This window comes from Serratia ficaria, from assembly GCF_900187015.1.
GTDB classification, from domain to species: Bacteria; Pseudomonadota; Gammaproteobacteria; order Enterobacterales; family Enterobacteriaceae; genus Serratia; species Serratia ficaria.
This window is the reverse complement of sequence record NZ_LT906479.1, coordinates 3235955-3255602: the sequence shown is the minus strand read 5'-3', so window position 1 is coordinate 3255602 and position 19648 is coordinate 3235955. Positions and strand designations below refer to the sequence as shown.

The 19648-nt window shown below is 58.3% G+C and carries 15 protein-coding genes; 10 read left to right on the top strand and 5 right to left on the bottom strand.

The genetic code is table 11. From position 1 onward, the window contains the following. Positions 1 to 211: 211 nt before the first annotated feature. The 6 genes from CKW09_RS15405 to moaD all read left to right on the top strand — a co-directional run bounded on the left by CKW09_RS15405 (position 212) and on the right by moaD (position 6596). Positions 212 to 2524 carry an FdhF/YdeP family oxidoreductase gene (locus CKW09_RS15405; protein ID WP_061797327.1) on the top strand — a complete coding sequence of 771 codons (2313 nt, stop codon included), beginning with the start codon at positions 212 to 214 and terminating at the stop codon, positions 2522 to 2524. A 133-nt stretch (positions 2525 to 2657) separates the two neighbouring features. Continuing rightward, complete coding sequence (locus tag CKW09_RS15400) at positions 2658 to 4067, top strand: cytochrome ubiquinol oxidase subunit I (RefSeq protein WP_095098148.1); 1410 nt, start codon at positions 2658 to 2660, stop codon at positions 4065 to 4067. A gap of 1 nt (position 4068) precedes the next feature. Further along, positions 4069 to 5076 (top strand): cytochrome d ubiquinol oxidase subunit II, encoded by a 1008-nt coding sequence (cydB, locus tag CKW09_RS15395; RefSeq protein ID WP_095098145.1) that lies wholly within the window; start codon positions 4069 to 4071, stop codon positions 5074 to 5076. A gap of 17 nt (positions 5077 to 5093) precedes the next feature. Next, complete coding sequence (locus tag CKW09_RS15390; RefSeq protein WP_073970403.1) at positions 5094 to 5240, top strand: DUF2474 domain-containing protein; 147 nt, start codon at positions 5094 to 5096, stop codon at positions 5238 to 5240. A gap of 64 nt (positions 5241 to 5304) precedes the next feature. After that, entirely contained in the window at positions 5305 to 6291 is a 987-nt protein-coding gene (gene moaA / locus CKW09_RS15385) for a GTP 3',8-cyclase MoaA (protein ID WP_061800644.1), read from the top strand. 59 nt (positions 6292 to 6350) lie between these two features. Continuing rightward, a complete protein-coding gene (gene moaD, locus CKW09_RS15380; RefSeq protein WP_061800647.1) occupies positions 6351 to 6596 on the top strand; it encodes a molybdopterin synthase sulfur carrier subunit in 246 nt (81 codons plus the stop codon). A 67-nt stretch (positions 6597 to 6663) separates the two neighbouring features. Here moaD and CKW09_RS15375 read toward each other — a convergent pair whose 3' ends face one another. Both CKW09_RS15375 and fdhD read right to left on the bottom strand, forming a co-directional pair. Next, on the bottom strand, positions 6664 to 7581 hold the full coding sequence (locus CKW09_RS15375; protein WP_061800650.1) for a bestrophin family protein: 918 nt from the start codon (positions 7579 to 7581) through the stop codon (positions 6664 to 6666). Between the two features lie 66 nt (positions 7582 to 7647). Continuing rightward, positions 7648 to 8481 (bottom strand): formate dehydrogenase accessory sulfurtransferase FdhD, encoded by an 834-nt coding sequence (gene fdhD, locus CKW09_RS15370; RefSeq protein WP_095098142.1) that lies wholly within the window; start codon positions 8479 to 8481, stop codon positions 7648 to 7650. A 475-nt stretch (positions 8482 to 8956) separates the two neighbouring features. On the opposite strand from fdhD, the gene CKW09_RS15365 reads away from it, so the two are divergent. Together CKW09_RS15365 and CKW09_RS15360 are read left to right on the top strand one after the other, a co-directional pair. Continuing rightward, a complete protein-coding gene (locus CKW09_RS15365) occupies positions 8957 to 9931 on the top strand; it encodes a Dyp-type peroxidase (RefSeq protein WP_197701092.1) in 975 nt (324 codons plus the stop codon). 309 nt (positions 9932 to 10240) lie between these two features. After that, a complete protein-coding gene (locus CKW09_RS15360) occupies positions 10241 to 12535 on the top strand; it encodes an FdhF/YdeP family oxidoreductase (RefSeq protein WP_167387252.1) in 2295 nt (764 codons plus the stop codon). Positions 12536 to 12801: 266 nt separating this feature from the next. Here the strand turns inward: CKW09_RS15360 and CKW09_RS15355 are convergent, their stop codons facing one another. Genes CKW09_RS15355 through CKW09_RS15345 form a run of 3 tightly spaced genes read right to left on the bottom strand, consistent with a single transcriptional unit; the run spans position 12802 to position 15409 of the window. Continuing rightward, positions 12802 to 12948, bottom strand: coding sequence for a DUF2474 domain-containing protein (locus tag CKW09_RS15355; RefSeq protein ID WP_073970402.1), 147 nt, complete (start codon positions 12946 to 12948; stop codon positions 12802 to 12804). A 27-nt stretch (positions 12949 to 12975) separates the two neighbouring features. Next, the gene (gene cydB, locus CKW09_RS15350) at positions 12976 to 13983 is read right to left on the bottom strand and encodes a cytochrome d ubiquinol oxidase subunit II (protein WP_095098140.1); all 1008 of its coding nucleotides are present in this window, start codon (positions 13981 to 13983) and stop codon (positions 12976 to 12978) included. A gap of 1 nt (position 13984) precedes the next feature. After that, the gene (locus tag CKW09_RS15345; protein WP_095098137.1) at positions 13985 to 15409 is read right to left on the bottom strand and encodes a cytochrome ubiquinol oxidase subunit I; all 1425 of its coding nucleotides are present in this window, start codon (positions 15407 to 15409) and stop codon (positions 13985 to 13987) included. A gap of 700 nt (positions 15410 to 16109) precedes the next feature. Here CKW09_RS15345 and umuD point away from each other — a divergent pair. Both umuD and fhuE read left to right on the top strand, forming a co-directional pair. Next, positions 16110 to 16463: a translesion error-prone DNA polymerase V autoproteolytic subunit gene (umuD, locus tag CKW09_RS15340; protein WP_231922066.1), complete on the top strand. Its 354-nt coding sequence runs from the start codon at positions 16110 to 16112 to the stop codon at positions 16461 to 16463. Between the two features lie 779 nt (positions 16464 to 17242). Continuing rightward, positions 17243 to 19456, top strand: a complete 2214-nt coding sequence (gene fhuE / locus CKW09_RS15335) for a ferric-rhodotorulic acid/ferric-coprogen receptor FhuE (protein WP_095098134.1) — start codon at positions 17243 to 17245, stop codon at positions 19454 to 19456. The last annotated feature ends 192 nt before the right edge of the window (positions 19457 to 19648 follow it).

Below are 19648 nucleotides of genomic sequence, written 5' to 3'. Positions count from 1 at the left end.
ATATAGCCACATTTCGAATAAATAACATAACAGAGATTAACAAAGTGCGCGATAGATTGTATCTATTGCGCTATCAGATTAACCAATTTGACGAGATGTTAGCGGTTGGTAAAATAGTCTCACATCGCAGAAAAATGCCTCCCATAAGTTCGCTTGTATTTAATAGGCGACGCTCAGGCATATTTCAAAAAAATAAGATATCGAGACAATTATGAAATTCAAATCAAAAATAAAGCCGTACTCAGCGGCCGCGGGCGGTTGGGGCTCTCTTGAAGCCACCACACGATTTGTTTTTGATAGCAAGCAGGTGCTGAAGAACATGGTCAACCTGATGCGCATGAACAAGGCGAAGGGCTTCGACTGCCCGGGCTGCGCATGGGGCGACGACAACAAGAGCACCTTCAGCTTTTGCGAGAACGGCGCCAAGGCGGTGACCTGGGAAGCGACGCGTCGGCACGTCGACCGCGACTTCTTCGCCGCCCACAGCGTCAGCCGGCTTTACCTGGAAAGCGACTATTTCCTGGAATATCAGGGGCGGGTGGTTGAGCCGATGCGCTATAACCGCGAAACCGACCATTATGAGCCGATCGGCTGGGACGATGCCTTCGCGTTAATCGGCAAGCATATTAAAAACATGACCGGCCCCAACCAGCTGGAGTTATATACCTCCGGCCGCGCGAGCAATGAAGCCTCGTGGCTGTATCAGTTGTTCGGCCGCGTGCTGGGCACCAATAATTTCCCCGACTGCTCCAATATGTGTCACGAAGCCAGCGGCTACGGCATGCAGCAAAGCCTGGGCGTCGGCAAGGGCACCATTCACCTCGACGATTTTGACCACGCGGACGCCATCTTCGTGTTCGGGCAAAATCCGGGCACCAACCACCCGCGCATGCTGCACAGCCTGCGGCATGCCGCCGAGCACGGCGCGCGCATCGTGACGTTCAATACCCTGCGCGAACGCGGGTTGGAGCGCTTCGCCGATCCGCAAAAACCGCTGGAAGTGGTGACGCCGCTGGCGGGCACCATCAGCCATCGCTACTACCAGCCGAACCTCGGCGGCGACATGGCGGTGGTGCGCGGCATGGTCAAGGCGCTGCTGGAAACCCACAATGCGCGCCTGGCGGCGGGCAAGGGCGGCATTTTCGACAGCGAGTTTATCGAGGCTCATACCCAGGGCGTCGCCGACTATCTGGCCGAGGTCGACGCCACCTCCTGGGCGTTTATCGAAAGCCAGTCCGGCCTGAGCGAGGCGCAGATCAGAGAGGCCGCGCAGATTTACCAGCAGGCCGACAACGTGATTTGCACCTGGGCGATGGGCATTACCCAGCACAAGCATTCGCTGGTGACGGTGCGTGAAATCGTCAACCTGCAGCTGCTGTTCGGGCAGTTGGGCAAGCCGGGCGCCGGCCTGTGCCCGGTGCGCGGGCACAGCAACGTGCAGGGCAACCGCACCATGGGCATCGACGAGCAACCTTCGCAGGCGTTTCTCGACAGCCTGGGCAACCACTTCGACTTCGCGCCGCCGCGCGCCCACGGGCACAACACGGTGGAAGCGCTCGGCGCCATGCTGCGCGACGAAGTGAGGGTGCTGATCGCGCTCGGCGGCAACCTGGCCGCCGCCGCGCCGGACAGCCACCGCACCGAAGAAGCGCTGAGACAGTGCGACCTGACCGTGCACATCAGCACCAAGCTGAACCGCAGCCACCTGGTTACCGGCAAGCGGGACGCGCTGATCCTGCCGGCGCTGGGGCGCACCGAGCAGGATATCCAGGCCGGCGGCCCGCAGTTCGTCACGGTGGAAGACTCTTTCAGCATGGTTCACGCCTCTGAAGGCATCGGCAAGCCGCTGTTTGACACCCAGCGTTCGGAAACGGCGATCGTGGCGGGCATCGCCGATGCGGCGGTGGGCAATACCCCGACCATCGACTGGCTGGCGTTGGCGGGGGACTACAACCAGATCCGCGATCATATCGCTGCCACCATTCCCGGCTTCACCGATTTCAACCGCAAGTGCGAACACCCGGGCGGTTTTTATCTCGGCAATGCGGCCGCGGAGCTGCGCTTCGCCACCCCGAGCGGCAAAGCGCAATTCAGCCACGCGCCGCTGCCTGAATCGTTATTCCCGCAGCTGAAGGGGGAAACGGTGCCGTTCGTGCTGCAGACCCTGCGTTCTCATGACCAGTACAACACCACCATCTATGGGCTGGATGATCGCTATCGCGGCGTCTATGGCCAGCGGGAAGTGCTGTTCATGAACCCGGAGGACATCGCCGCGGCGGGATACCGGCCGGGCGATCTGGTGGATATCGCCACGCTGTGGAATGACGGCGTCAAGCGCGAGGTATTCGGGTTCAAGCTGGTGGCCTATGACATCCCGCGCGGCAACCTGGCCGCCTATTACCCGGAAACCAATCCGCTGGTGCCGATGAACAGCATTGGCGACGGCACCGGGACACCGACTTCCAAATCCGTACCGGTCAAGATTTCCCGGGCGGCAACAAGACAAACGCTGAGAATTGCCTAGGTAATGAGGGCGTTTTATCGGACCGCTATTTGCACTGCAAATTAGCCGGCCTTTTTCAAATGGAAAATACCTCATCACCGAAAATAACCTTTCCGGCGATGAGTTTATCTGGCCTGTTGCACAGGGGTGAACAATGTTGGGATTAGATGCCTTTCACTTGGCGAGGATACAGTTTGCCTTTACTGTTTCCTTCCATATTATTTTTCCGGCCATCACCATCGGTCTCGCCAGTTTTCTGGCGGTGCTGGAGGGGCTGTGGCTCAAAACGCGCAATGATACCTACCGCGAGCTCTATCATTTTTGGTCGAAGGTGTTCGCGGTCAACTTCGGCATGGGAGTGGTGTCGGGGCTGGTGATGGCCTATCAGTTCGGCACCAACTGGAGCGGGTTCTCGCAGTTTGCCGGCAGCATCACCGGGCCGCTGCTGACCTATGAGGTCCTCACCGCCTTCTTCCTCGAGGCCGGCTTCCTGGGCGTGATGCTGTTTGGCTGGCACCGGGTCGGGCGCGGGCTGCACTTCTTCGCCACCTGCATGGTGGCGCTCGGGACGATCATCTCCACCTTCTGGATCCTGTCTTCCAACAGCTGGATGCATACCCCGCAGGGCTTCGCCATCGAGAACGGCATCGTCGTGCCGGTGGACTGGCTGAAAATCGTCTTCAACCCGTCCTTCCCGTACCGCTTGATGCACATGACCACCGCGGCCTTCCTGTCGAGCGCCTTCTTCGTCGGCGCCTCCGCGGCCTGGCACCTGCTGAAGGGCAACGATACGCCGGCGATCCGCAAGATGTTCTCCATGGCGCTGTGGATGGCGCTGATCGTCGCGCCTGTCCAGGCGGTGCTCGGCGATGCCCATGGTTTGAACACCCTGAAATATCAGCCGGCCAAAATCGCCGCCATCGAAGGGCACTGGGAAAACCAACCCGGCGAGCCGACGCCGCTGGTGCTGTTCGGCATGCCGGACATGGACGGCGAAGTTACCCGCTACAAGCTGGAAATCCCGTATCTGGGCAGCCTGATCCTGACGCACAGCCTCGACAAGCAGGTGCCGGCGCTGAAAAGCTTCCCGAAAGAAGACCGCCCCAACTCCAGCATCATCTTCTGGTCGTTCCGCGTGATGGCCGGGCTGGGCATGCTGATGATACTGCTCGGCGTGGTCAGCGCCTGGCTGCGCTGGAAAGGCCGGCTGTATCAGTCGCGGCCGTTCCTGTGGTTCGCGCTGCTGATGGGGCCGTCGGGGCTGATCGCGCTGCTGGCGGGCTGGTTCACCACCGAGATCGGCCGGCAACCCTGGGTGGTGTATGGCCTGCAGCGAACGCGCGATGCGGTTTCGGCGCACGGCGAGATGCACATGAGCATCAGCCTGCTGGCCTTCATCCTGGTGTATTCCTCGGTGTTCGGCGTGGGCTACATCTACATGATGCGTTTAATCAAAAAAGGCCCGGTGGCCGGCGATCTGCATGAGCCGGTTGCCGAAGGCACCCCTGCGCGTCCGCTGTCAGCGGTTCAGGAATCGTTGAATAAACCGGAAGGAAAACACTGATATGGGCATCGACCTTTCAATTATTTGGTTCACCATCATCGTGTTCGCCACGCTGATGTATATCGTGATGGACGGTTTCGACCTCGGCATCGGCATCCTGTTCCCGTTCAATAAGGACGCTACCGAACGCGACATGATGGTCAACACCGTAGCGCCGGTATGGGACGGCAACGAAACCTGGCTGGTGCTGGGCGGCGCGGCGCTGTACGGCGCCTTCCCGCTGGCCTATGCGGTCATTGTCGACGCGCTGTCGATTCCGTTGACCCTGATGCTGATCGGCTTGATTTTCCGCGGCGTCGCCTTCGAGTTTCGCTTTAAGGCCACGCCGGAACACCGGCCGTTCTGGGACAAGGCGTTTATCGGCGGTTCGATCGTCGCCGCCTTCAGCCAGGGCGTTTCGGTCGGCACGGTGCTGAACGGCTTCGAAGTGACCGGCCGCGCCTACAGCGGCTCTACGCTGAGCTGGCTGGCGCCGTTCCCGCTGTTCTGCGGCGTGGGTCTGGTGGTGGCCTACGCGCTGCTGGGCTGCACCTGGCTTATCATGAAAACCGAGGGCGGGCTGCACCGCAAGATGTCCGATCTGGCGATCCCGCTGACGCTGGCGCTGCTGGCGATTATCGCCATCGTCAGCATCTGGACGCCGTTGTCGCATCACGACATCGCGCAGCGCTGGTTCACCGCGCCGAACATCTTCTGGTTCCTGCCGGTGCCGCTGCTGGTGCTGGCCTGCTCCTGGGGGATCGTGCGGGCGGCCTATAACCACGCCAGCTACGGCCCGTTCCTGCTCACGCTGGCGCTGGTGTTCCTCGGCTTCAGCGGCCTGGGCATCAGCATCTGGCCGAACATCATTCCGCCGTCCATCTCCATCTGGCAGGCGGCCTCACCGCCGCAAAGCCAGGGCTTTATGCTGGTCGGCGGCCTGCTGATCATCCCGGTGATCCTGGCCTACACCTGCTGGAGCTACTACGTGTTCCGCGGAAAAATCAAACCTGACGAAGGCTACCACTGATATTGGAGACTCGCGTGATGAAATCTGAAGCCGAGAACCGGCCCGCCCTCTGGCGGCGCATGATGTGGATGATCGCCATCTGGGCGGCGAGCGTACTGGCGCTCGGGGTCGTTGCCTCAGTATTTAAATTGCTGATGGCCGCAGCCGGCATGAAGTCGCATTAACACCGCAGCAAGCCGGGCCGACAAACGACGGCCCGGCGCCTTTTCATTATGGAAGGAGGAGCAAATGACGCAATTTACCGATCCCTGGGAGCGTAAATTTTATTATTTGCGCCTTTCCATCACCGACGTATGCAATTTCCGCTGCAGCTACTGCCTGCCCGACGGCTATCGTCCGACCACGGGCAACAACAAAAGCTTTTTGACGCTGGACGAGATCCGCCGCGTCACCCGCGCCTTTGCGGCGGCCGGCACCGAAAAGGTGCGGCTGACCGGCGGCGAACCCTCGCTGCGCCGGGATTTTATCGACATTATCGCGGCGGTGCGCGAGAACGCCGCGATCAAAAATATCGCCATGACCACCAACGGCTACCGACTGGCGCGTGACGTGGCGCGCTGGCGCGAAGCCGGCCTGACCTCGCTGAACGTCAGCATCGACAGCCTGGACGCCAACCAGTTTCACGCCATCACCGGGCAGGATAAATTCCACCAGGTGATGGCGGGCATCGACGCCGCCTTCAGCGCCGGCTTTGACAAGGTCAAGGTCAATACGGTGCTGATGCGCGATATCAACCATCACAGCCTGCGCACCTTTCTCGACTGGATCAGGCATCGCCCGATTCAACTGCGTTTCATCGAGCTGATGGAAACCGGGGAAGGGCATGCGTTGTTCAAACGGCATCATATTTCCGGCGAGGTGATCCGCGATCAACTGATCGCCGCCGGCTGGCAGCGGCAGGAGCGGGAACGCAGCGCCGGGCCGGCGCAGGTGTTCGCCCACCCCGATTACCAGGGGGAGATTGGCCTGATCATGCCGTACGAGAAAAACTTCTGCGCCAGCTGCAACCGGCTGCGCGTCTCGGCGCTGGGCAAGCTGCACCTGTGCCTGTTCGGCGACGGCGGTGTGCCGCTGCGCGATTTGCTGCAGTCCGACGATCGGCAAACCGAGCTGCAGGAACGCATTGCGCACAGCCTGCTGCAGAAAAAACAGACCCATTTCCTGCATCAGGGCGATACCGGCATTACGCAAAACCTGTCGTTTATCGGCGGTTAACCGCCAGATGCACCCTTTCGATGATTTTTCGCCGCTGATGCGGAGTAAGGAGCGCCATCATGCTTGATATTTTATTCTTCGCGCAGGTGCGTGAACTGGTCGGCTGCAGCCGTTTGCGGCTTGGCGCCGAGTACGCCACGGTCGAGGCGCTGCGGTTGGCGTTGTTGAACCGCGGCAGCCGCTGGCAGCTGGCGCTGGAGTCCGACCGCCTGCTGGCGGCGGTCAATCAAACGCTGGTGCCGATGGACCATGCGCTGCAGGCCGGCGACGAGGTGGCGTTTTATCCGCCGGTGACCGGCGGCTGAAACGCGCAATCTGTTGTGCAGGCAGGATAAAAAAGGCCCCGGCGCGTTGCGTTCGGGGCCTGAATATTTAGATCAGATTGAAGTGTTCGTCGGGTTTCAGCGGCGGCGGCAGCGGGCTCTGGTCGTTCATTTCCAGCAGGCTGCGTTCAATGGTGTTGCAGATGGCGTTCAGCGGCAGGTCGTTGGCCGAGGTGCCGAAGGGATCTTCCAGCTCTTCCGCCAGCGAGTCCCAGGATAAAAAGGTGTAGGAAATGAACACCGAGACGAACGGCGTCATGTAGTGCAGATCGGAAACCAGCGCGAAGGGCAGCAGTGAACAGAACAGATACACCGTGCGTTGCAAAATCAGGGTATAGGCGAACGGCACCGGCGTGTTCGACAGCCGTTCGCAGCCGCCCTGCACGTGTGAAAGTTCGCTCAGATTGGTGTCGATCATCTGAAAGTTGATGTCGCTCAGTAAACCCTGTTGCCGCAGTTTGCCGAACTCCTGGCCCAGCAACAGCAGGATCCTGTTGGTCGGCATCGGGCTGGAGGTTACCCTGGTCAGCTCTTGCAAGGACAGGTTGTGGTACAGATCCGCCGTGGCGTCGGTATTGCGCAGCTGATGCTTCAGGCTCCAGCTAAAAGCGATCAGCAAGTGGGCGATTTTTTGATGCACCGCCTTATCGTCCGGCAGCAGGCTCTTAATCTGGCGCAGCAGGGTGCGAACGGTAATTAACAGCGATCCCCATAAATTTCTCGCTTCGACGAAACGGCTATATCCGGCGCTATTACGGAAGCCGAGAAATATGGCGATGGCGATCCCCAGCAGGCTGAAAGGGGCGATGGTTAAATGAATGCCGAGCTGTTCATACCATTGGAAGCTGATAATCGCCACAATAGACATGAGAATATTTAATGATAAACGAAAGGTGATCTTTGACAGGACCGAACCGTGCCAGGCAAACAGGCGGAAAAACCAATTTTGGTTTGGGCGAATAATCATGGCGTTAATACTTCCCGGTGTTTTTCTTTGATATTAGTTTAGTACGGATTGGTTGCGGAACGGCACTTATTGCTCCGCAATCAGACGCTGCGGATGGGTGTAAACGGTGGCGCGGCCCGGTTTGCTGAAGCCCACCAGCGTCAGGTTGCAGCTTTCGGCCACCGCGACCGCCAGGCTGGTGGCGGCGGAAACGGCGAACAAGATCTCGATGCCGCACATGGCGGTTTTTTGCACCATCTCATAGCTGGCGCGGCTGGAAACCAGCACCGCGCCCCGTTGCCAACCTTGCTGGCTGCGGTAACCCAGCAGTTTGTCGAGCGCCACGTGCCGGCCGACGTCTTCGCAGCCGCCGCTCAGATTGCCGTCGGGCTGCAGCCAGGCCGCCGCGTGGGTGCAGCCGGTCAGTTGGCCCACCGTCTGGACGTTTTTCAGCTGTGACAAACCCCGATCAAGCATTGATAAATCAAAATGTTGGGTGAATGGCAGCGGGGCGATTGGCCGGGTGACCTCCTGCAATTGCTCCACGCCGCAGACGCCACAACCGGTGCGGCCGGCCAGGCTGCGGCGCTTCTCTTTCAGCTGCATAAACCGCCGGCTGGAGAGTTCCACATGCACCTCAATGCCGTTGCAGGCGGGCTGCTGGCGGATATCGTAGACGTCGTCGGGGGAGTCGATGATCCCTTCGGATAATGAAAAGCCGATGGCGAACGCCGCCAGATCTTTCGGGGTGGCCATCATCACCACATGCGAAATGCCGTTATACACCAGCGCTACCGGCACTTCTTCGGCCAGCCAGTCTTGCTGGGTCTGCGCGAGCTCGTTGCGTTGCCAAACCGGGTGTTGCGACAGGCATTGCTGTTCGACATCGCCTGGCTCATTGAGGAGCAAATGCTTATTCATGATTTTCTCGTCAGCGTCGCGGATTAAAGAGCGACGCGAATATTTTCAGGTGAGCAATGATGGGGTTTATTATACATGAGCGTCATTGAAATGGCGCATCGAATAAATGGAAAAGTCTTCTTTTCATTCGGCAAAGAATAAGATTTTTTATTTAACTCATCCCGGCGTGAAACTCTGTTGCAAAGTATTTCAACAATTCGACCGTTGCGGGCGGCAATAACCCGATAATCGTTTATTTCCTTTTAAAATGCAGGGCCTTTCACCGGCGGGGACGCGCCGATGACGAGTGCGGCAGCGGGCGCAAACGGGTGCTATATCCACATTATTTATATAAAATGACAGGCGTCCGCTATGGGGCTTTCGATAAATCGGGTAGCCTGTCAGCAGTCGACGGGGATCGTTCAGCACCATCCCCCAGTTCTCCGTAGTCAGGGAGGATGCCGTGGCAAAAAACTCACTCATACAGGAGACACCCGTGAGCTCAGCATCATCTTCACCGCTCTCAATGGCGCAACGCGCGCTCGAGACAGAACCGCAATACATTGATGCACCGATGACACCCGCCGCCGCTTTTCTGGTCCTGGAGGTCAAAGACGATAGCGCATCGCTCGAGACCGTTCGTTCCGTCATCGCCAGTACCGAAGACCTGATTAAAAACGTCCAGATACGATCCATCGATGTGGGCTTCAACTGTAACGTCGGCATTGCGCATCGGGTCTGGCAGAGCCTGACCGGGAAGCCGGCGCCCAAAGAGCTGAGGCCGTTCCAGGAAGTGAAAGGCGCCCAGCATACGGCGGTGGCTACCGCCGGCGATCTGCTGTTCCATATCCGCGCCGGCGCGACGGATCTGATCATCGAGTTCGAGAAAATCCTGCTGGAAGCCTTCGGTGACTCTGTCACCGTCGTCGACGAAGTGGCTGGATTCCGTTACTTCGACGGACGCGACCTGCTCGAGTTCGTCGACGGCACCGCGAACCCGATCGGTCTTTCATTGCCTGAGGCGACGATCGTGGGCGATGAGGATCCTGACTACGCCGGCGGCAGCTATGTGGTGATCCAAAAATACCTGCATAACCTGGCTGCCTGGCGCGCGCAAAAGGTGGAAACTCAGGAGGCGATTATCGGGCGCACCAAGTATGACAACGTCGAGTTGCCGGATGCGACGGAAGGGCAAAAATCACATAAGACGCTGTGCACCATCGAGGACGAGCAGGGGGAGCATGATATTCTGCGTAACAATATGCCCTTCGCGTCACCGGGCCGTGGTGAATACGGCACCTATTTTATCGGTTATTCCCGCCACCTGTGGGTGATCGAGAAGATGCTGGAGCGGATGTTTATCGGCAACCCACCGCCGCTGCATGACCGGATCCTGGATTTTTCCACGGCGGTCGCCGGCGTGACCTTCTTTGTGCCCGCCCGTAAATTCCTGAGCGATCTGGCTGACTGATTAGCCTTGCCGCTGTACTCACTCGCTAGTGGCCGGGCCGCGCTCAGGGCCATTAGCGAGCTCTCTTTCCCTCATGCAAAACCTCCCTTAGGCGATGCCGATTGTCCCGCAGCGACGGCGACGGGCGAAGAATCGAAGCAGAAGCCGCATTAAGGTTGGCAGTACTCATCTATAATGATCAACAGGCTTGGGCCTGGCTGTAGCCGGGCCGGCAATCGGCCGTGGACGATAATTCTAATATCAATCAGTACAACCCATTAGCGGTTAATAAAACACCTGCATTTATCGTGAGCTGTGTCGGAGGCAATAATGGCGAATAGACGAGCAGTACCCGGGATCCATCCCTACGATGGTCCCGCTGGCGGTTGGGGCGCATTGAAAGCAACGGCTATCGCCGTCCGCACGCAGATGGACACCCTTGAGGCACCGGTCACGCTGATGCGCACCAATCAACCGGATGGTTTTGACTGCCCGGGGTGTGCGTGGCCGGATAAAGAGCATCGTTCCACCTTCCAATTCTGTGAAAACGGCGCGAAAGCCGTTACCTGGGAAGCCACCAGCAAACGTGTCACCGCCGAATTTCTGGCGCAAAATACCGTGACTTCACTGCTGCAAAAAACCGATTACGAGCTGGAGGGCTATGGCCGCCTGACGACGCCGCTGAGGTATGACGCCGGCACCGATACCTTGCGCCCTCTCGAATGGGATGAGGCTTTTCAACGCATTGGCGCCGTTCTGCAGACGCTGCAGCCCGACCAGGTCGAGTTCTACACCTCGGGCCGCGCCTCCAACGAAGCGGCCTATCTGTTCCAGCTGTTTGCCCGCGAATACGGCACCAATAACTTCCCCGATTGCTCCAACATGTGCCACGAACCCACCAGCGTGGGGCTGCCGCAGTCGATCGGCATCGGCAAAGGCACGGTGTCGCTGGACGATTTTGACAGCACCGAGCTGGTTATCTCCATCGGCCACAATCCGGGCACCAACCACCCGCGCATGATGGGTACGCTGCATGAGCTGGCGCGCAAAAATGTCCCCATCATCGTCTTTAATCCGCTGCGCGAGCGGGCGCTGGAGCGTTTTACTGACCCGCAAAGCGTTATCGAAATGGCCACCTACAGCTCGACCAACATCGCCTCGACCTACTATCAAGTGAAGGCCGGCGGCGACGCCGCGGCGTTGAAAGGCATAGCCAAAGCGCTGTTGGCGCTGGATGCGCTGCAAGGGGATGCGCTGGACCATGCCTTTATCGCCGAACATACCGCAGGTTTCCCCGCTTTTGCCGACGATTTGGCGGCGACCCCGTGGGAAGCGATCGAGAAAGAATGCGGCCTGACACGTCAGGATCTGGAGCAGGTGGCGGTGGCCTATGCCAAATCCAAGGCCACCATCGTCACCTACGGCATGGGCATCACCCAGCACAATAAAGGGACGGCGAATGTGCGCCTGATCGCCGACCTGCTGCTGATGCGCGGCAACATCGGCAAGCCGGGCGCCGGCATTTGTCCGTTGCGCGGCCATTCCAACGTGCAGGGCAACCGCACCGTCGGCATCACCGAGAAGCCTTCGGCCGATTTTCTGGCGAAACTGGAAGCGGTATTTGGCTTCGCTCCGCCAAAAGGGCATGGCCATGACGCGGTGAAGACCATGCAGGCGATGATCGACGGCGCCTCGAAGGCGCTTATCTGCCTGGGCGGCAACTTTGCCGTGGCGCTGCCGGACCCCGAGCAAAGCTTCCCGGCGATGAAAGCGCTGGATTTGAGCGTGCATATCGGCACCAAGCTTAACCGCAGCCATCTGTTGGTGGCGAAAGAAACCCTTATCCTGCCGTGTCTTGGCCGTACCGAGCTGGACTTGCAGGCGAGCGGGCGGCAATCGGTGACGGTGGAAGACTCGATGTCGATGGTCCATGCTTCCTCCGGCAAATTAAAACCCGCTTCAGACCTGCTGCGTTCAGAACCCGCCATCGTGGCCGGCATGGCCAAAGCGACCCTGCCCAACAGCAAAGTCCCCTGGGATGAACTGATTGAGGATTACGACGTTATCCGCGACCTGATCGAAAAAACCATCCCGGGATTCGACGATTACAATGCGCGCATTCGGCAGCCGGGCGGCTTCCGCATGCCGTTGCCGCCAACCGAACGCCAGTGGCCGACGGCCACCGGCAAGGCGATGTTCTCGGTATTCACCGGGCTGCACGAAAATGAAATCGTGGCGGGGGACGATGTTCTGCGGCTGATCACCCTGCGCAGCCACGACCAATACAACACCACCATTTATGCCCTGGATGACCGCTACCGCGGGGTCTTCGGCCGGCGTGACGTGCTGTTTATGAATGACGTCGATCTTCAGCGGTTGGGGCTTGAACATGGCGACGTGGTTGATTTGGCAACCGCGCTGCCCGGCAGCTCTCAGCGTCTGGAAGGCATTACGGTCATCGCCTACAACATTTCCGCCGGCTCGGTCGGCGCCTACTATCCGGAGGCCAACGTGCTGGTGCCGCTGCACTACATCGATGAAGAGAGCGGCACGCCTTCCTATAAATCCGTGCCAATCAGGGTAACGCTAAGATCTAAAGAGGTTCTCAAGGTAAAAATAGCGTAACGAGAAAGCGTTAAATCGCCCGCACTGGGGCATAATAATCAGCCCCAGTGCGGGATTCTTTTTGAATACTAACCCTACGGAGGTTGCGACCTCTGTTTTTTATGGCGCCGGATCGGTAACGCTTCATTTTTAAAGGCACGAGATTGGTATGGCAAAGGGTTTTACAGAAGCATTAACGCCACTTATGGAAAAGATTAAGCAGCAGGCGCCCAGCAAAATGGGCGCCTTGGGGAGAGAGACAGGCCATGCCAGTGGCCCGTTTGCCGTTAGTGAGTTTTCATGCCGGCCGCGTACATCAGCAGCTTGAATATCGAGGCCACCGCGGCCAGGGCGAGTACGCTCGCTCCCCAGATGGCCAGCATCCACATCAGGCGCCGCCAGAAGGCAGGCCGGTTTTCCGCTACGGACTTCATGATTTCAGCCTCCGTTTCGTTAAGCTGTCAGTGGTAACCCGCATCCGGTTTGATTTTGCCGCGGAACACGTAGTAGCTCCAGCAGGTGTACATCAGGATGACGGGAATAATCAGCAGCGCCCCGACCAGCATAAAGCCCTGGCTCTGCGGCGGTGAAGCCGCCTGCCAAATGGAGATGGACGGCGGGATGATGTTCGGCCAGATGCTGATGCCCAGGCCGCTGAAGCCAAGGAACATCAGGCCCAGCGTGAGCATGAACGGGCCGTAGCTGGCGTGGTTATAGGCCGCCCGCACGATCCCCCAGGAGAAAACCACGACCAGCAGCGGCACCGGCAGGAACCAGACGATGTTCGGGAAGGTAAACCAGCGCTGCGCAATGTCCGGATGCGCGAGCGGCGTCCAGATGCTGATAATGACCACCGCGGCCAGCAGCGCCAGCGTCAGCGGGATGGCCAGGTTCGACATTTTACGGTGCAGTTCGCCCTCGGTTTTCATGATAAGCCAGGTGCTGCCCAGCAGCGCGTAGGCCACCACCAGGCCCACGCCGCAGAACAGCGGGAACGGCGCCAGCCAGCTCAGCGCCGGGCCGCTGTAGGCGCGGCCGGTCACTTCGAAACCGTTCAGCACCGATCCTACCGCGACCCCCTGGCTGAAGGTCGCCACGATAGAGCCGACAATGAACGCCTTGTCCCAGAACGGCCGGTGTTCCGGCGTGGCCTTAAAGCGAAACTCGAAGGCGACGCCGCGGAAAATCAACCCCACCAGCATGATGGTCAACGGAATCGACAGCGCGTCGACAATGACCGCATAGGCCAGCGGGAAGGCGCCGTACAGCGCCGCGCCGCCCAGCACCAGCCAGGTTTCGTTGCCGTCCCATACCGGCGCTACGGTATTCACCATCATGTCCCGCTGAACGGGGTCCTGGTTAAACGGGAACAGGATGCCGATCCCAAGATCAAAACCGTCCATCACAATGTACATCAGCGTTGAGAAAACGATGATGGTGAACCAGATGACTGACAGATCGATACCCATGTTATTCTCTCCCTTCCGGTTTGTTCAGCGGCTCCTGAACCGCCGACAGTGGACGTGCAGGTGTTTGCGACAGGCCCGGGCCGCCCTCGGGGATCGGATGAGCATCTTCGCTGACGGGGCCTTTTTTAATCAATCGCATCAAATAGACATACCCCACGCCAAATACCGAGGTGTAAACCACAATGAAGAGAAGCAGGCTGAACGTCATGTGCATTTCGCCGTGCGGCGAGACCGCGTCCCGCGTGCGCATCACGCCATACACCACCCAGGGTTGCCGGCCGATCTCGGTGGTGAACCAGCCCGCCAGCAGCGCGATCAGCCCCGACGGCCCCATCAGCAGCGCGAACCACAGGAACGGCCGCGACTGATACAGCCGGCCTTTCCAGCGTAGCCAGACGCTGACCACGCCGAGCAGTATCATCAGCATGCCCAACCCGGCCATCACGCGGAACGACCAGAAGATGATGCTGGAGTTGGGGCGGTCTTCTTTCGGGAAGCTTTTCAGCGCCGGCACCTGCTTGTCGAGGCTGTGCGTCAGTATGATGCTGCCCAGATAGGGAACTTCCAGCTTGTAGCGGGTGACCTCGTCGTCCATGTCCGGCATGCCGAACAGCACCAGCGGCGTTGCCTCGCCGGGTTTGTTTTCCCAGTGCCCTTCGATGGCGGCGATTTTGGCCGGCTGATGCTCCAGCGTATTCAAACCATGGGCATCGCCGAGCACCGCCTGGACAGGCGAGACGATCAGCGCCATCCACAGCGCCATGGAGAGCATCTTGCGGATCGCCGGCGTATCGTTGCCCTTCAGCAGGTGCCAGGCCGCGGAGGCGCCGACGAAGAAGGCGCTCGACAGGAAGGCCGCGGTGGTCATGTGCATCAAGCGGTACGGGAAGGACGGGTTGAAGACGATTTTCAGCCAGTCCACCGGCACGACGATGCCGTTCTCGATGGCGAAGCCCTGCGGGGTATGCATCCAGCTGTTGGAGGACAGGATCCAGAAGGTCGATATCAAGGTGCCCAGCGCCACCATGCAGGTGGCGAAGAAGTGCAGCCCGCGCCCGACCCGGTGCCAGCCAAACAGCATCACGCCCAGGAAGCCGGCCTCGAGGAAGAAGGCGGTGAGGACCTCATAGGTCAGCAGCGGCCCGGTGATGCTGCCGGCAAACTGCGAGAATCCGCTCCAGTTGGTGCCGAACTGATAGGCCATCACCAGCCCCGACACCACCCCCATGCCGAAGTTAACGGCAAATATTTTTGACCAGAAATGATAAAGCTCACGGTAGGTGTCATCGTGAGTTTTAAGCCACAGCCCCTCCAGCACCGCCAGAAAACTGGCGAGACCGATAGTAATTGCAGGAAAAATAATGTGAAAGGACACCGTAAAGGCAAATTGTATCCTCGCCAGCTCGAAAGCATCTAATCCGAACATTGTTAACACCCCTCAGTATTACCAAATTGCCAATCCGATGTTCCAGATGGTCATGAGCGAAACAGGGTCCATGGAACAATCTCACAGGTAATCAACACAAAACTGCAGCCCATGGAGCTAAAAAGCGGGTGACCTGACGTTATATTCCCCTTCATTTTTCATTGTGGCGGTCTTGAACATAGGAATAATGTTCACACTGACATACTAAGGTTAGCTCAGTTTCGCGGCGGGATAGTTTTCATCTGCAGGCGTTAATGTGCTGAAAATTAAACGAGATTGATAATTATTATTATCTTGGCGCTGGGGGAATATTGATTGCTCTGTTGCTGAGGCTGCGACTGTTGGCGAAACAAAAGCGGGAAAATACATTTTTATTAATAATCCGGCGACAGCGTCAGGGGTAAAAGAATCGGCGGCAGGCCGCCGCTCGAAGGCCCATGGTTGTCCAGGGGGGGGTAACTAAATCATCGTGCATTTCAATGCGTTCTGACTGGTGCCCGGCAAGCGGCTTGATCCTCGTCACAACATGAATTACTGTATATAAATACAGTATTGGATAAGTTGAAACTCCCTATGGGGGACAAGGGGCATTTTTGCGACACCGACTATGCGGACCAGGGGGGGATATGCCGGCAAACGCCCCCGGGAGCCATGACTGCGGTTGCCGTCGCCGTTTTCTGTTGAGACAAAGGGGGTAACTATGGGCGGTTTTCCTTCCCCGGCGCAGGACTACGTCGAAAGCCGGTTGGATATCGGCAAACTGCTGGTGCGGCATCCCAACGCCACCTACTTTGTGCGCGCCAGCGGCGATTCGATGATCGACGGCAATATTCAGGATGGCGATCTGCTGATCGTCGACAGCGCGCTGACGCCGGAGCATGGCAATATCGTTATCGCCGCCGTAGACGGCGAGTTCACCGTCAAGAGGCTGCAGCGCCACCCGGATTTGCGGCTGTTGCCGATGGATCCGGCCTACGCGCCGATGGTTTTCGGCGACGAAACGCAGCTGGAAATCTTCGGCGTGGTGACGTTTATCGTCTACGCCGCGACATAGCGCCGGCCTCCCGGCTTTCATTTTAATCATGAAATTAACCGGGAGGTTTTCGCGCGCCTGGCGGTGAGTGCGGTTAATACCCTAAAGCGCCAAGATAAACGTTCTCGGCTAAAGGTTACTGGCTAGGATATATCAATGGAATATCTTGGAATAATCCTGTTTACAAATAACTTTTTGAAAATAAAAACGAAAGAGATAATAGTGAGCTCCACGCAAAGGACAGCAAATTGGAATGAAAATGGATTTTTCAGGGATAATTATCGCATTGCTCTTGTTCGCTTTTTCCATATTTTCACTGGTAAGACACGCTAAACTCCAATCAAAACGCACCCTGCCGAAACCCCGCAAGCGGGTGAAACGTATCCTAAACAAGCCAGATAAACGCTCATGGTGCCTTGTCGTCTTCAATGATGAGTCCAAAAGAACGCCGGACCTTAACATGCTCGATCGTCAGGGAAGTTAAGGTTAAGCGGCCGGGCCAGCCTTCAAAGGCGATGCGATCGGCCTGTGCCTCCGTTTCTCCTCCCCCGCACCGTCTGCCGCGCAGGGCACCGCCCTGAGGCCGGTAATACTCTTTTACACTAACGATTAAAATGCTTATAGTTCTCATTCGTATTAATGATCGCTTCGGCGGGCATTAACGCGTCAGCAGGGAAGGTTATCAACGTCGGAGTGATGCCTGGGGCGGTAACTCATTATTGGGACAGGGAAAACCGGCTGAGTGCGCCGTATCTTCATTCAGCCAATCAAACATAATAAAAATGCCTGAGGGTAAAGTCATGTTTCTGGCTCCATGCCATAGCAAAGGGGATCGCGCCGGCGGTTCGGCATCCCGTAAAATCCATGTTTCATCACTCACCGGCGTTGCCGCATTCGTCGCGGTGGCGCTGCAGGCGCCTTATGCTTGCGCCGCAGAGGCCGGGGCAAAAGAAGATACCCTGCTGGTCGAAGCCTCGGCCGAGAGCGCCGGCGAGACGGGGGAAAACGACTACAGCGTGCCGATAACCCGGGCGGGCACCAAAATGGCCCTGACCGCGCGCGACATACCGCAGTCCGTCAGCATTATCAGCAAACAGCGCATGCAGGATCAGCAGTTGCAGACGCTGGGGGATGCGCTGAAAAACACCACCGGCGTCACCGAAAAGGTGGCGGACCTTGACCGCAGTACCTTTTATTCGCGCGGTTTCTTGATCGACAACTATATGGTTGACGGTATTCCCACCCAGTTTGAAGAGCGCTGGAATTTGGGCGATTCGTCGGCCGATACCGCGATCTACGAACGCATTGAAGTGGTGCGCGGCGCGACCGGCCTGATGACCGGCGCCGGCAATCCTTCCGCTGCGGTGAACATGGTGCGCAAGCATGCCGACAGCCGCGAGTTTGTCGGCAACGTTTCCGCCAGCTATGGCAGTTGGAATAAGCAGCGCTATGTGGCGGACCTTTCCGCACCGCTGAGCGAGTCCGGCAGGGTGCGCGGCCGCGTGGTCGCCGGGTATCAGGGCAACGACAGCTATGTCGATCGCTACAGCGCCGACAAGACATTTTTCTATGGGGTGGTGGATGCCGATCTGACCGACTCCACGACGCTCTCCGTCGGTTACGACTATCAGAAAACCAACGCCAACAGCCCCACCTGGGGAGGGATGCCGCGGTGGTACAGCGACGGCAGCAAAACGCATTACGATCGTGAATTCAACACTGCGCCCGACTGGGCCTACAACGATAAGCAATCGCGAAAGCTGTTCGCCACGTTGAAGCAACGTTTTGATAATGGCTGGCAGTTCACGCTGAACGGCGCCGATACGGAAACCCGTCTCGACAGCAAAATGCTGTATATCGACGGCTACTTCGATAAAAACACCGGCATCGGCGTCAGCCCTTACGCGAATTATCCGGTGGTCGGCGGCACGGGCTACAACACCGGAACGCGCAAGGTGCACGCCGTCGATGCGTTCGCCAGCGGGCCGTACGCGCTGTTCGGGCGCCAGCACCAGCTGATGGCCGGCGTCAGCTACAGCAGGCAGAACAATCGCTATCTCAACGCCTTCGCCAATCTCTCGCCGTCAGACGTGGGCAACTTCAATCACTGGGGCGGGGATTTTCCCGAGACCGACTGGAATGCGTTGAGCCTGGCGCAGGAGGATACCATTCACCAGAAGTCGGCTTATACCGCGACCCGCATTTCGCTGGCGGATCCGCTGCATCTGATCGTCGGCGCGCGTTATACCCAGTGGAGCACCAGCACCCTGAGCCAAAATATGGAGAAGAACAATGTCACGCCTTACGCCGGGCTGGTGTACGACATCGACGATACCTGGTCAGCCTACGCCAGCTACACTTCGGTGTTCAAACCGCAAACTTACCGCGACAGCGGCGGCAATTACCTGTCGCCGATTACCGGGAAGAACTATGAGGCGGGGCTAAAAGCCGACTGGCTGAACAGTCGGTTGACCGGCTCAGTGGCGATATTCCGCATCGAGCAGGACAACGTGGCGCAAAGCACCGGCGCGGTGATCCCCGGCACCCTGGAAACGGCTTACTACGGTGCGCAAGGCTCGGTCAGCAAAGGCATCGAGTTCGAAGTGAACGGCGCAGTGACCGATAACCTGCAAATGACCTTCGGCGCCACCCGCTATGTGGCGGAAGACAGCGAAGGAAACGCGGTCAACCCGGCGTTGCCGCGCACGACGGTCAAGCTGTTCACGGCCTATAACCCGCCGACGCTGAGAGCGTTGACGCTGGGCGGCGGCATCAACTGGCAGACCCACGTGTGGCAGGACGTCAGCGGCCCGGAAGGGAACGGCACCCTGCGGGCCGAGCAGGGCAGCTATGCGCTGGTCAACCTGTTTGGGCGTTATCAGGTCACCCCGCAGCTGTCGGTGCAGGCGAACCTGAACAACCTGTTCGATAAAACTTACGACACCTCGGTTGACCGCTATGTGGTCTACGGCGCGCCGCGCAATTTCGCCGTCACCGCCAACTACCGTTTCTAAGCTAGTGCCTATGGCCCCGCGAGGGGCCATTCCTCCCCCCTCTGGCCCAACTAAATTTCAAACGGCATCAGGTTGATAGCCCGTTTATCCTTTCTTCCGCTTGATCATTACTGCAAAAATCAAAATACTGTATATATGTACATATTTTTTTTATGGTGTGTGACAACATGCGAAAGAGAAGCGATGCGCGCC

What these genes read in the sequence shown, in the direction of transcription:
- CKW09_RS15405 (WP_061797327.1), top strand. Translation starts at nt 212, where the DNA reads ATGAAATTCAAATCAAAAATAAAGCCGTACTCAGCGGCCGCGGGCGGT.
- CKW09_RS15400 (WP_095098148.1), top strand. Translation starts at nt 2,658, where the DNA reads ATGTTGGGATTAGATGCCTTTCACTTGGCGAGGATACAGTTTGCCTTT.
- cydB (WP_095098145.1), top strand. Translation starts at nt 4,069, where the DNA reads ATGGGCATCGACCTTTCAATTATTTGGTTCACCATCATCGTGTTCGCC.
- CKW09_RS15390 (WP_073970403.1), top strand. Translation starts at nt 5,094, where the DNA reads ATGAAATCTGAAGCCGAGAACCGGCCCGCCCTCTGGCGGCGCATGATG.
- moaA (WP_061800644.1), top strand. Translation starts at nt 5,305, where the DNA reads ATGACGCAATTTACCGATCCCTGGGAGCGTAAATTTTATTATTTGCGC.
- moaD (WP_061800647.1), top strand. Translation starts at nt 6,351, where the DNA reads ATGCTTGATATTTTATTCTTCGCGCAGGTGCGTGAACTGGTCGGCTGC.
- CKW09_RS15375 (WP_061800650.1), bottom strand. Translation starts at nt 7,581, where the DNA reads ATGATTATTCGCCCAAACCAAAATTGGTTTTTCCGCCTGTTTGCCTGG.
- fdhD (WP_095098142.1), bottom strand. Translation starts at nt 8,481, where the DNA reads ATGAATAAGCATTTGCTCCTCAATGAGCCAGGCGATGTCGAACAGCAA.
- CKW09_RS15360 (WP_167387252.1), top strand. Translation starts at nt 10,241, where the DNA reads ATGGCGAATAGACGAGCAGTACCCGGGATCCATCCCTACGATGGTCCC.
- CKW09_RS15355 (WP_073970402.1), bottom strand. Translation starts at nt 12,948, where the DNA reads ATGAAGTCCGTAGCGGAAAACCGGCCTGCCTTCTGGCGGCGCCTGATG.
- cydB (WP_095098140.1), bottom strand. Translation starts at nt 13,983, where the DNA reads ATGGGTATCGATCTGTCAGTCATCTGGTTCACCATCATCGTTTTCTCA.
- CKW09_RS15345 (WP_095098137.1), bottom strand. Translation starts at nt 15,409, where the DNA reads ATGTTCGGATTAGATGCTTTCGAGCTGGCGAGGATACAATTTGCCTTT.
- umuD (WP_231922066.1), top strand. Translation starts at nt 16,110, where the DNA reads ATGGGCGGTTTTCCTTCCCCGGCGCAGGACTACGTCGAAAGCCGGTTG.
- fhuE (WP_095098134.1), top strand. Translation starts at nt 17,243, where the DNA reads ATGTTTCTGGCTCCATGCCATAGCAAAGGGGATCGCGCCGGCGGTTCG.